This is a genomic window from Sphingomonas sp. URJC2, assembly GCF_059803575.1.
In genome coordinates, this window is the sequence record NZ_JAPFGX010000009.1 from 67,383 (window position 1) to 79,818 (window position 12,436).

General features: G+C 71.1%; 11 protein-coding genes. 7 read left to right on the top strand and 4 right to left on the bottom strand.

From position 1 onward, the window contains the following. Positions 1 to 41: 41 nt before the first annotated feature. The 4 genes from pgeF to lgt form a co-directional block, all read right to left on the bottom strand. Positions 42 to 857, bottom strand: coding sequence for a peptidoglycan editing factor PgeF (gene pgeF / locus OPU66_RS05740; protein ID WP_498552650.1), 816 nt, complete (start codon positions 855 to 857; stop codon positions 42 to 44). Continuing rightward, positions 857 to 1,390 carry a GNAT family N-acetyltransferase gene (locus tag OPU66_RS05745; protein WP_498552651.1) on the bottom strand — a complete coding sequence of 178 codons (534 nt, stop codon included), beginning with the start codon at positions 1,388 to 1,390 and terminating at the stop codon, positions 857 to 859. The genes pgeF and OPU66_RS05745 overlap by 1 nt, the downstream gene beginning before the upstream one ends. 16 nt (positions 1,391 to 1,406) lie before the next feature. Continuing rightward, the gene (locus OPU66_RS05750) at positions 1,407 to 2,375 is read right to left on the bottom strand and encodes a class I SAM-dependent methyltransferase (protein WP_498552664.1); all 969 of its coding nucleotides are present in this window, start codon (positions 2,373 to 2,375) and stop codon (positions 1,407 to 1,409) included. A gap of 136 nt (positions 2,376 to 2,511) precedes the next feature. Further along, entirely contained in the window at positions 2,512 to 3,375 is an 864-nt protein-coding gene (lgt, locus tag OPU66_RS05755; protein WP_498552652.1) for a prolipoprotein diacylglyceryl transferase, read from the bottom strand. A gap of 78 nt (positions 3,376 to 3,453) precedes the next feature. Here lgt and OPU66_RS05760 point away from each other — a divergent pair, with 78 nt between their 5' ends. The 7 genes from OPU66_RS05760 to OPU66_RS05790 form a co-directional block, all read left to right on the top strand. Next, entirely contained in the window at positions 3,454 to 5,160 is a 1,707-nt protein-coding gene (locus OPU66_RS05760) for a class I adenylate-forming enzyme family protein (protein WP_498552653.1), read from the top strand. Then, the gene (locus OPU66_RS05765; RefSeq protein WP_498552654.1) at positions 5,157 to 5,777 is read left to right on the top strand and encodes a hypothetical protein; all 621 of its coding nucleotides are present in this window, start codon (positions 5,157 to 5,159) and stop codon (positions 5,775 to 5,777) included. The genes OPU66_RS05760 and OPU66_RS05765 overlap by 4 nt, the downstream gene beginning before the upstream one ends. Positions 5,778 to 5,826: 49 nt before the next feature. Continuing rightward, a complete protein-coding gene (locus tag OPU66_RS05770; protein WP_498552655.1) occupies positions 5,827 to 8,181 on the top strand; it encodes a sensor histidine kinase in 2,355 nt (784 codons plus the stop codon). A gap of 19 nt (positions 8,182 to 8,200) precedes the next feature. Further along, complete coding sequence (gene tsaE, locus OPU66_RS05775; RefSeq protein ID WP_498552665.1) at positions 8,201 to 8,653, top strand: tRNA (adenosine(37)-N6)-threonylcarbamoyltransferase complex ATPase subunit type 1 TsaE; 453 nt, start codon at positions 8,201 to 8,203, stop codon at positions 8,651 to 8,653. 11 nt (positions 8,654 to 8,664) lie between these two features. Further along, the gene (locus tag OPU66_RS05780) at positions 8,665 to 9,639 is read left to right on the top strand and encodes an aminoglycoside phosphotransferase family protein (RefSeq protein WP_498552666.1); all 975 of its coding nucleotides are present in this window, start codon (positions 8,665 to 8,667) and stop codon (positions 9,637 to 9,639) included. After that, positions 9,636 to 10,397 (top strand): nucleotidyltransferase family protein, encoded by a 762-nt coding sequence (locus tag OPU66_RS05785; protein ID WP_498552656.1) that lies wholly within the window; start codon positions 9,636 to 9,638, stop codon positions 10,395 to 10,397. Before OPU66_RS05780 ends, OPU66_RS05785 begins: the two co-directional genes overlap by 4 nt. Before the next feature lie 58 nt (positions 10,398 to 10,455). Further along, positions 10,456 to 12,436: PD-(D/E)XK nuclease family protein (locus OPU66_RS05790; RefSeq protein ID WP_498552657.1), on the top strand; the 1,981-nt coding region annotated here is incomplete at its 3' end.

Sequence of the window (12,436 nt, forward strand, 5' to 3'; positions counted from 1 at the left end):
AGCCGGACAAAGCCCGGCTTGTCGAAGCCCAAGACAAACTTTCAGCCCGCCGCCCCGTCCGCCGCTCCATCCGCCAGCCCGATCAGCGCGATCTGGCGGCCATAATCGGGCGCGCCCTGATGGGTCGCGCGGCGGAAACTGAAGAAACGCGCGTCATCGGCATAGGTGTCGAGGCCAAGTGCGGCGATGCGGCCAATCCCCGCCGCCGCCAGCCGCGCGACCAGATAGGCTTCAAGGTCGAACTGCATATGGCCGGGCCGGCCGCTGGCGAAAAACCGCTCGTTCGCCGGGTCTGCGGCCTCGAACCGGCGGGCGAAATCCTCATCCACCTCATAAGAGGCGCGGGCGATGGTCGGGCCGATGGCGGCGACGATGCGTTCGGGGGCCGCGCCCAGCGCGACCATCGCCGCGACCGTCCGGTCGGTCACGCCGGCCAGCGCGCCTTTCCAGCCGGCATGGGCGGCCCCGATCACCCCGGCCGCCGGATCGGCGAGCAGCACCGGCGCGCAATCGGCGGTGACGATGCCGAGCAGCAGCCCCGGCCGGTCGGTCACCAGCGCATCGGCGCGCGGCCGCTCCGCCTCGTCCCATGGCCGTTCGACGCGCACGCAATCGGCGGAATGGATCTGATAGACCGACACGATGGGCGCGCCGGGCAGCACGGCGGCTGCCGCCCGCCGCCGGTTTTCCGCGACCGCCGCCGGATCGTCACCGGTGCCAAGCCCGGCATTCAGCCCGGCGACCGCGCCGGTCGACACGCCGCCGATGCGGCCGAAAAAGCCGTGCGGCACCGGCCCCAGCAGATCGGCGCGGATCGGCACCGGGCCGTGATCGGAGGAGGGGGCAGGGTGGGTCATCAGGCAAGATCCAGCTGATAGAGGCGGTCTTCATCCTCATGCGTGCCGACCATGAAGCTGTAGCGGCCGATATCGGCAAAGCCGTAGCGCCGGTAGAAACGCTGGGCGCGGTGATTGTCGATGAACACCGACAGATAGAGGCGCGGCGCCCCGGCGGCGCGGGCGGTGGCGATCGTCCAGTCCATCAGCGTCTGGGCGACGCCCTGCCCGTGCCAGGGCGACAGGATGTAGAGCTGGCGCAGCTCCATCGCGCGGGGGTCGGCATCGGCGACCGGCAGGCTGCGCGGGCCGAGCTTGGCAAAACCGATGATCCGCGCGTCCCCCTCGCTGTCGCCCGCACAGGCGATGCGGAAGGTGAGCGCCGGATCATGCAGCTCAGCAGGGATGCCGGTCTCCGGCCCGAAGGCGGCGGTGCAGAAACTCTCCAGATCCTCGGGCCGGTAAAGATGCCCGAACGTCTCGACAAAGCTGTCGCGTGCCATCGCGGCCAGTTCCGGCCCGTCGGCGACGGTCGGCGTGCGGTAGAGGATCATCGCGGCAGCTCCGCCATCAAAATGCTTCGGGATGGGGCCATGACGGCGCGGTCAGCGCTAGCGCCTTGAACAGCGTGCCCATCTGGTCGGGCGCGGTCAGCCGTGCATGGGCGGCGGCAATCTCGTCCGCGCGCGCGGGCTGGGCGACGGCGAGCGCGGCTGCGCGTGCGCCGATCCCCAGCCGGTTGAGCAGCGCGCCCTGATCCACCGGCCCGAAGCCGCGCGCGCCCTCGGCCGTGGCGGCTTCGGCCAGGGTGGCGAAATCGACATGGGCGGTCAGGTCGCGCTCGCCCGGATCCTCGAACGGATTGGCATAGGCATGGGCCTTGAGCGCCTGCACCGTGTCGCCGATCGCCGGGCCTTCATAGCCATAATCGACGATCAGCGCCGCGCCGCCCTGATCGGCCAGCCGCCGCGCCAGCCGCCGGGCGATGTTGACGCTGGCGGGCGAGGTTTCGATCACGCTGCCCGGCGGGGCATCGGCCAGCGGGGCGGGGATCAGCCCGTCAAGCGGCGGCCCGCCCGCCACCGGCACGAACAGCGGATGCGCCCAGGCCACCCGCCGCTCGCGCCAGCCCGCCGCGGTGCGGATCAGCTGGCGCACCGGCAGCGCATCGAAAAACTCGTTGGCGACGATCAGCAGCGGCCGGTCGGCGGGCAGGGCGTCGACATCGTCATGCACGGTTGCGCCCGGCACCCGTGCCCGCTGTGCTGCCGCCAGCACCGGGCTGGTTTCGACGAAATGGACGGGCGGGGTCAGCCCGGCGCGTGCCATCGCGCGCAGCGCATCGGCGGCCAGCGTCCCGCGCCCGGGGCCGAGTTCGACATAATGCACGTCGGGCCGGCCCGCCCGATGCCACAGATCGGCGCACCACAGGCCGATCAGCTCGCCGAACATCTGGCTGATTTCGGGCGCGGTGGTGAAATCGCCGGCCGCGCCCAGCGGATCGCGGGTCGCGTAGTAATAGCGGTTGGCAGCGGCCATGAAGTCGGCAACCGGGATCGGGCCATTGACCGCGATCGCCGCCGCAATCGCATCCGCGCAGGTCAGGGGGCTTGTGGACACAAACGCCCCCTAGACCGGCACACCCCGGAAAGTCGAGCCGCCGGTCGGTCGCGGCTCAGGCGCCGGCTGCGGTGCCGCCGTTCATCCCGTCCTTGATGCCGCGGCCGCGCAGTGCGGTCAGCACCAGATAAAGGCCGATCGCGATCATCGGCACCGACAGCGTCTGCCCCATCGTCATCCCCCAGGGCAGGTTTTCCAGCCCCTGATCGGGCTGGCGCACCCGTTCGAGCGCGGTGCGCGCCAGCGCATAGCCGAGCAGGAAGCAGCCGGCGATCAGCCCCGGCCGGTGGCGCGCGCCGGTTTTCCAGAACAGCCACCACAGCAGCGCGAACAGCGCCAGCCCCTCAAGCCCGGCTTCATACAACTGGCTTGGGTGGCGCGGCTCCGGCCCGGCGCGGGGGAAGATGATCGCCCAGGCGATATCGGTCGGCCGGCCCCACAGCTCGCCATTCACGAAGTTCGCCAGCCGTCCGAAGAACAGGCCGAAGGGCACGCACATCGCGACATAATCGAACGTGCCCCGAAAGCTCAGCCCGGCGCTGCGCAGATATAGCGTCACGGCGACGATCACCCCGATCAGCCCGCCATGGAACGACATGCCGCCTTCCCACAGCCTGAGCACATCCATCGGGTTGGACAGGATTTCGGGCCGGTAGAACAGCACATAGCCAAGCCGCCCGCCAAGGATGATGCCCAGCGTGACATAGAAGACCAGATCATCGGCATGGCGGCGGGCCATCGGCGCGCCCGGTTCGCGCAGCAGCCGGAGCAGATACCACCAGCCGAGCATGATGCCCGCGATGTAGGCGAGCGAATACCATTTGATGGTGAAGAACCCCAGATCGACCGCCACCGGATCAAGGCCGAGCGAATCGAAGTTGAGATACGCGCCGGAAGCGGCAAGAAGATGCAGGATCAAGGCTTTCCCCGAACGGTTTGCGCCTTCATAGTGAGGCGGCCGAGAAAGCCCAACGAGAAAGAGGAGAGAGACAGAGATATGGCGTCCGTGCTCGACACCCGCATCGATCAGATCATGGCGGCCCTGACCGGGGAGGGCGGGATGCTGCCCGTCGGCCGGCACGACAAGGACGGCCTGTCCTATCCGGTGATCCTGTCCGCGCCGCCCGCGCTGCCGCATTATTTCGCGCATTTCTGCGCCCAGCATGGCGACAAGGATTTCCTCGTCTGCGGCGATGAACGGCTGAGCTTCACCCAGGTCTATGCCCATGCGCGGACCGTCGCCGGCGCGCTCGTCGCCGGCTGGGGCGTCAAGCCCGGCGATCATGTCGGCATCGCCGCGCGCAACGCGCCGGCCTGGATCATCCTTTACATGGGCGTGCTGATGGCGGGCGGCGTCGCCACGCTGCTCAACGGCTGGTGGCAGGGGCCCGAGCTCGCCCATGCGCTGAAAGACAGCGACACCGGGCTGGTGCTCGCCGATCCGCCGCGCGCCCGCCGGCTCGAGGGTCAGGATCATGGCGCGCGCATCGTCACCGTCGATGTCGGCCTGCCGATTGCAGACGCGCTGGCGCCGCTGCTCGCGGCCGGCGGCGGGGCGGAGACGCCGCTGCCCGAGATCAGCGGCGATGATATCGCGACCATCCTGTTCACCTCCGGCTCGACCGGCCAGTCCAAGGGCGCGATCTCGACCCACCGGTCGGTCGTGCAGGCGGTGTTCAACTATCTCGCCCAGACGCTGATGTCGCTCAACCTGATGATGCAGGACGGCCAGGCGCCGACCGTCCAGCCGGCGACTTTGCTCAACGTGCCGCTGTTCCATGTCACCGCCGAAGTGCCGGTGATGCTGCAAAGCTTCGCCATGGGCCGCAAGCTTGTGATCATGGCGAAATGGGACGCCGAAGAGGCGATGCGCCTGATCGAGCGCGAAAAGGTGACCTATTTCGTCGGCGTGCCGCTGATGAGCTATGAAATCCTGACCCACCCGAACCGCGGCAAATATGATCTGTCGTCGGTGATGGACATGGCGGCGGGCGGCGCGCCGCGCCCGGTCGAGCATGTCAAGCGGATCAATGACGAGATGGGCGGGGCCAAGCCGCTGATCGGCTATGGCCTCACCGAAACCAATGGCGTGGGCTGCGGCAATTTCCGCGACAATTATCTGGCCAAGCCCAACAGCACCGGCCGCGCGTCCTTCCCGCTCGTCGAGCTGGCGATTATGGACGATGCCGGCCAGCCCCAGCCCCAGGGCGCGCGCGGCGAAGTGTGCATCCGCTCGATCTGCAACTTCGAGGGCTATTACAAGAACCCCGAGGCGACGGCCGCCGCCTTCACCGCCGACCGCTTCTTCCGCACCGGCGATATCGGCTATCTGGACGAGGACGGCTATCTGTTCATCGTCGACCGCAAGAAGGACATCATCATCCGCGGCGGCGAGAATATCAGCTGTCAGGAGGTCGAGGCCGCGATCTACGAGCATAAGGGCGTGGCCGAGGCGGCGGTGTTCGCGCTGCCCGATCCGCGCTTCGGCGAAGTGCCGGGGGCGGTCGTCTATCCCCGCGCCGGCGAGGCGCTGACCGCCGAGGCGCTGACCGCGTTTCTGGAACCCCGGCTGGCGGCGTTCGAGATTCCGGCGCGCATCTGGATCGTCTCTGAACCGCTGCCCAAGCTTGGCACCGAAAAGATCGACAAGGTGAGCATCCGCGCCCATTTCCGTGCCGAGGTCGCGCGGAGCGCAGCGGCGTGAGGCAGGTAGCGGTAATGCTGGCGGCGGCGTTGCTCGCCGCCGGCTGCGCCGCGCCCGATGGCGAGCGCGCGGGCAATCAAAGCAGCGCCAGCATGAACAGCGGTGGCACGGCGGGCGCGCCAGCCCCCGCTGGGCCCATCCCCGCCGCCGCTTTGGTCGGGCGCTGGCGCAGCGACGCGCCGGCGGTGTTTGCCGGCGAGGGCTATCGCACCGAAACCAGCGGCGGCGAGACCGAATATCGCGCCGATGGCACCCTGAGCTATCGCGCCCGGCTGGCGATTTCGGGCGACCGGCTGCCGGCCGGCGGCCTGCCGTTCCTGCTGAGCGCGACCGGCGAGTGGCGTCTGGCAGAGGGGATTTTGACCGAAAGACTGCGCCGCATCGACATCGCCCCGGCCGCTCCCAACCCGACGCTTGCCCGGCTGGCGGCCGACCTTGCCCGCGATCTCGCCGCGCGGCCGGCCTCAAGCGCCGATCTGGTCACGCTGGCGGGCGGGCGGATGACGCTGCGCGACCGCGCGACCGGCCGTGTGGCTGCCTATGTCCGCGCCGATGCGGCGATGAACGGGCAGGCGATGAGCGGGCAGGGAACGACCGGATCGGCGGGGGGCGGGTGACCGGCTGCTTGCCGTTTGCGCGGACGCGCAAAGTCTCTAAACGCGCGCCATGCTTGTCCTGACGCCCTTGGTCGCGGCTGCTGCCGGCGCGCTGCTCGCGCTCTGGCTGGGGGCTGCCGCATTGGCGCTATGGTCGGGGCTGAAGCGGCGCGCGCTTGCGGTCGATGATTCCCGCCATGGCCGGCGCATTCAGGCGCTGCTCGATTCCGCCCCGGCGCTGCCGGTCGTCATCCACCGCGACGGGGCGATCGATGCGCCGCCGCGGCTGGCCGACTGGCTGGGCCTGCCCGACACGCCGGAGCGGCTGGAGGCGCTGGGCGGCCCCGGTGCCGGGCTGCACCCCGACGATGTCGCCGCCATCGCCGAGGATATCGACGCTGCCCGCCATGCCGGCCGCCCCTTTGCCCGGGCGGTGCGCGCGCAGGGGTCGACCCGCACGTTGCTGGTGCGCGGCGCGCCTGCCGCCGATGCCGTCGCACCGGCGGGGGCAGTCGTGCTGTGGGTGTTCGACGCGACCGAAAGCCAGGCCGAGATCGGCCGGCTGACCGACGAGGCGGCGCGGCTGGCCAAGGCCATCGAAGCGCTGTCGGGCCTGATCGAGGCGTCGCCCATTCCGATGTGGCATCGCGGCCCCGATCTGCGCCTGACGCTGGTCAACAGCGCCTATGTGAAGGCAGTCGAGGCCGAAAGCGCCGCCGATGTCGTGGCGCGCGGGCTGGAGCTGGTCGAAATGGCCCCGGGGCGCAATCCCATCGCCGCCGCCGCATCGGCGCGCGAGACCGGCGAGAGCGTGTCGCGCGTGGTGCCCGCGACCATTGCGGGCGAGCGGCGCAGCCTGCTGGTCGTCGATGTGCCGCTGGGCGATGCCGGGGTCGCCGGCTATGCGATCGATGTCGAGGAGCTGGAACAGTCGCGCGCCGCGTTCAAGCGGTTCATGGAGGCGGAACGCGACATGCTCGACCGGCTGTCGGCCGGCGTCGCGCAATTCGGTCCCGACCGCAGCCTGACCTTCTACAACCAGCCCTTTGTCCGGCTGTTCGCGATGCGCCCCGACTGGCTGGCCGACCGGCCCGAGTTCGACCGGGTGCTCGAGCGGATGCGCGAATCCGGCCGCCTGCCCGAGGTGCGCGATTTCCGTGCCTGGCGGGAGGAGAAGCGCGGCTGGTTCACCGATGCCTCGGACGGGCAGGAGGAAAGCTGGATCCTGTCGGGCGGCACGCATCTGCGCGTCGTCGCCCAGCCTTTGCCCGATGGCGGGCTGTTGCTGATCTTCGAGGACCGCACCGAACAGGTCGCGCTCGCCAGTGCGCGCGACACGCTGCTGCGCGTGCGCGCGGCGACGTTCGACAATCTGTTCGAGGCGATCGGCGTGTTTGCCGGCGATGGCCGCTTGCAGCTGTGGAACCAGAAATTCCGCGAGGTCTGGGCGCTCGACGAGACGTTCCTCGACAGCCATCCGCGCGTCGATGCGCTGGCCGAGACGGCGGCGCGGATGCTCGCCAACCCGTCGCGCGCGGCGCTGATCCGCGAGCTGGTGCGCGTCGCCACCATCGAACGCAAGCAGCGCAGCGGCCGGGTGGCGATGAAGGATGGCCGGCATTTCGAGTTTGCGGCGGTGCCGCTGCCCGACGGCAATGCGCTGTTCACGATGCTCGACGTGTCCGACAGCCGCCGGATCGAGGCGGCGCTGCGCGAGAAGAACGAGGCGCTGGAGGCGGCGGACCGGGTCAAGACCGCGTTCGTGGCCAACATGTCCTATGAACTGCGCACGCCGCTGACGTCGATCGGCGGGTTCGCCGAGATGCTGGCCGGCGGCTATGCCGGGGATCTGAGCCCGATTGCCGGCGATTATGTGACCGCGATCCTCGAATCGGTCGCCCGGCTGGGATCGCTGATCGACGATGTGCTCGACCTGACGCAGAGCGAGGCGGGGGCACTGCCGCTGGAACGCAAATCGGTCGACCTCGCCCGGCTGGCGCGCGAGGCGGCGGCCGCCATCGCCCCGCAGGCGGGCGAGAAGGGGCTGGCGTTCGAGGTTGCGCTCGATCCCTCGCTCGGGTCGGTCAGCGGCGATGCCCGCCGGCTGCGGCAGGCGCTTGACCATCTGCTGCGCAACGCGGTGCGCTTCACCCCCGAAGGCGGGCAGGTGGTGCTGAAGGGCGAGGGCGACCGCGATCATGCGCGCATCGCCGTGTCCGACAATGGCCCCGGCATGGATGCGGGCACGCAGGCGCGGGCGTTCGACCGGTTCAGCCGCACCGGCGAGGCGCGCGAACGCGGCGCGTCGCTCGGCCTCGGCCTGCCGCTCGCCCGCCAGTTCGTCGAGGCGCATGGCGGCGAGCTGACGCTGATCTCCGCCCCTGGCGAGGGGACCGCCGTCACCATCGAACTGCCGCGAGGCTGAGTCCTTGGCCCCGAAGCTCATGCCCCCGGTCCATCTGGCCGACGATCAGGCGACGCTCGATTTCGGCGCGGCGCTGGCGGCGCGGCTGCGCCCCGGCGATGTCGTCGCCCTGTCCGGCGATCTCGGCGCGGGCAAGACGACGCTGGCGCGCGGCATTCTGTCGGCACTCGGGCTTGCCGGCGAAGCGCCCAGCCCCAGCTTTGCCATCGTCCAGCATTATGCGCCGCCTGAAACGCGGATCGCGGTCGCGCATGTCGATCTCTACCGGATCGACGACCCGGACGAGGCGGGGGAGCTTGGCCTTGACGATCTGATCGCCGATCATCTGCTGCTGATCGAATGGCCCGAACGGCTGGGCGCATCGGCGCTGCTGGCCGGGGCGCTCCGCCTGCGCATCGACCCGGCGGCGGATGGCGGCCGCGCCTTGACAGCCGCCCTGCCGGCGGCATGGGAAGCACGATGGCCAGCCTGACCCCTCCGCCGATGATTCCGCCTGCCGCCGCGCCCGATTTCCTCGCCAGCGCCGGCTGGCCCGATGCGCGGATCGAGCCGCTGGCCGGGGATGCATCGTTCCGCCGCTATTTCCGCGTGTTCGGACCCAAGGGGCAGGCGGTGCTGATGGATGCGCCGCCGCCGCACGAAGATCCGCGCCCGTTCATCGCCATCGCCCGGCATCTGACCGGGATCGGCCTCAACGCCCCGCGCGCGCTCGCCGCCGATCTGGCGCGCGGGCTGGTGCTGATCGACGATTTCGGCGATGTGCGGATGCGCGAGACCGTCGATGCCGATCCGGCCGCCGAACGGCCGGTCTATGGCGCGGCGATCGATCTGCTCGTCAATCTCCACCGCCATCCCGCCGCCGACGGGCTGCGCCCCTATGATGCCGCCGAATATCTGCGCGAGGTCGGGCTGTTCACCGAATGGTATGCGCCCGCGGTCGGCCTGAGCGTCGATCAGGACAGCTACCGCGCCGTCTGGGCCGAGGCACTGGCCCCGCTTGCCGATGACCGCTCGGTCACGGTGCTGCGCGATTACCATGCCGAAAACATCATGCTGATCGCCGGGCGCAGCGGCGTCGACGCGCTCGGCCTGCTCGATTTTCAGGACGCGCTCGCCGGGCATCCGGCCTATGATCTGGTGTCGCTGCTTCAGGATGCGCGCCGCGACGTGGCCGAGGCGGTCGAGGCCGAAATGTTCGACCGCTATGTCGCCGCCGCCGATCCGGCGGGCGATTTCGCCACCGCCTATGCGCTGCTCGGCGCGCAGCGCAACGCCAAGATTATCGGCATTTTCGCCCGGCTGGCGCGGCGCGACGGCAAGCCGCGCTATCTGGAGCTGCTGCCCCGCGTCTGGCGCTATCTGGAGCGCGATCTCGCCCATCCGGCGCTGACCCCGGTGCGCGGCTGGTTCGACCGCCATGTCCCTGCCGACCGGCGGGCGGGAGCGCGGATCGGATGAGCCGCTATGCCCGCCCGATGGCGATCCGGCCCCAGCCCGATGCGGCCGTTCCCGGCACCGCGATGGTGCTGGCGGCGGGCCTGGGCAAACGGATGCGCCCGCTGACCGCGACCCGGCCCAAGCCGCTGGTCGAGGTGGCGGGGCAGACGCTGCTCGACCATGCACTCGACCGGGTGCGCGCGGCGGGCATCGGCCGCGCGGTCGTCAACGTCCATTATCTGGCCGATGCGCTCGAGGCGCATCTGAAGCGCCGGGGGCATGGCCTTGAGATTCTGGTGTCGGACGAGCGTGCCCGGCTGCTCGAAACCGGGGGCGGGATCGTCCGCGCGCTGCCGCTGATCGGCGATGATCCGTTTCTGGTCGTCAACAGCGACAATCTGTGGGTCGACGGCCCGGTCGATTCGATCCGCGCGCTCGCCGCCCGGTTCGATGACGATGCGATGGACGCGCTGCTGCTGCTGGTGCCGCTGGCGCGCGCGCATTGCCATCAGGGACGCGGCGATTTTCACATGGACGGGCTGGGCCGGCTGACGCGGCGGCGGCCGATGCGCATGGCCCCGTTCGTGTTCACCGGCGTCCAGATCCTGTCGCCGCGGCTGTTTGCCGGCGTGGCCGAGGAGCCGTTCTCGCTCAACCTGCTCTGGGACCGCGCGATTGCCGCCGGGCGCGCCTTCGGCATCGTCCATAATGGCCTGTGGTTCGATGTCGGCACCCCGGGCGCGGTCAAGCGCGCCGAGGCGATGCTCGCCAGCGAATAATACCGCTTTGGTTGCTTGGCCGGATGACGGCGGCGGCGGGGCGCGCTAACCATCCGGCGTGCGCCCGCAGGTTTTCACCATCCCCCCGCACCGGTCATTTGCCGACGCGCTCGTCGCGGGGGTGATGGCGCGGCATGGCGGCGATCCGCTGGCGCTGGCGCAGGGGGTGATCCTCACGCCCAACAGCCGCGCCGCGCGCGCGATCACCGATGCCTTTGTCCGCCGGGCCGAACGCGGGCTGCTGCTGCCCCGGCTGGTCCCGGTCGGCGATATCGACCTTGATGAGCGGCTGGGCGCGCTGCTCGACCCCATCGGCTCGGTCGAACCGGTGCCGCCGGCCATCGATCCGTTGCAACGCCAGCTGATCCTCGCGCGGCTGATCATCGAGGCCGAAGGGCGGGCCGGCAACCCGCCCGGCATGGCCGAGGCGATGCGGCTGGCCGCCGAGCTGGGCCGCACGCTCGATCAGCTGCATGTCGAGCGGATCGATCCGGCGCGGCTGGCGGCGCTCGATCCCGGCGACCGGCTGTCGGTGCATTGGGCGCGCGCGCTGATCCTGTTCGAACTGGTGCTGACGTGCTGGCCGGCGGAGCTGGCGCGGCTCGGGCGGATCGACCTCGCTGACCGGCGCAACCGGCTGCTCGACCGTGCGGCGCGGCGCTGGCGCGACGTTCCGCCGCCGGGGTTCGTGATCGCGGCGGGGATTTCGACCGCGGCCCCGGCGGTCGCGGCCTTGCTGCGCACCATCGCCTTTTCGCCGCGCGGCGCGGTGGTGTTCGACGCGCTCGACATCGCGATGCCGCGCGATGAATGGGATTCGCTCGGCCCGCATGATCCCGATCCCGACACCGGGGTCCGGCCGCGCGCCATCGAGACGCATCCCCAATATCATCTGAAGCTGCTGCTCGACCGGATGGGCATTGGCCGGGACGAGGTGGTGCGCTGGCGCTGGGGCGGCGGCCATGCCGCGCGCGCCGGGCGCAGCCGGCTGATCTCGAACGCGCTCGCCCCGGCCGAGGCGACGGTCAAATGGACCGGCCTGCCCGCCAAGGAGCGCGACCGGGCGGGCATCCGCCTGCTCGAGGTCGCGACCCCGGCCGAAGAGGCGCAGGCGATTGCGATCGCGCTGCGCGAGGCGCTGGAAACGCCCGAGCGGACGGCGGCGCTGGTGACGCCCGACCGGGGGCTGGCGCAGCGCGTCGTCGCGCATCTGCGCCGCTGGGGGATCGAGGCGGACGATTCCGCCGGCCAGCCCCTGTCGCGCACGCCGCCGGGCACGCTGCTGCGCGCGATCATCGAGGCGGCGGCCGAGGATTTCGCGCCGACCGCGCTGCTGGCGTTGCTCAAGCACCCGCTGGTCCGCGCCGGCGAGGGGCGGGCGGCCTGGCTCGACCGGGTGCGCGCGCTCGACCTCAGGCTGCGCGGCCCACGCCCGGCGCCGGGACTGGCGGCGCTCGGCCTCGATGCCGAGATGACGGCGCTGCTCGCCCCGCTGGCCGAGGCGCTGGCCGGGCCGCTGACGCTGGGCGCAGTGGTCGCGGCGGTGCGCGAGACGGCGGAGCGGCTGGCCGGGGATGCCGCCTGGGCGCGCGCGGCGGGGCGGGCAGCGGCCGATCTGCTCGCCCGGATCGAGGAACATGCCGCCGCCGGCCCGGCCGCGATCACCCGCGATGCGCTCGCACCCCTGCTCGCCGACCTGATGGACGCGGTCGCGGTGCGCCCGCCTCAGGGCGGGCATCCGCGCATCTTCATCTGGGGGCTGATCGAGGCACGGCTGCAACAGGCCGATCTGATGGTGCTGGGCGGGCTGAACGAGGGCGTGTGGCCGGCGGCCCCACCGCCCGATCCCTGGCTTGCGCCGCGCATCCGCGCCGATCTGGGGCTGCCGGGGCTGGAAACGCGGATCGGCCTTGCCGCGCACGGCTTTGCCGGGGCGATGGGCGCGCCGCAGCTGCTGATCACCCGCGCGGCGCGCGATGCGCGCGGCCCCGCCGTCGCCTCGCGGCTGTGGCTGCGGCTGGAGGCGCTGACCGGCGGGC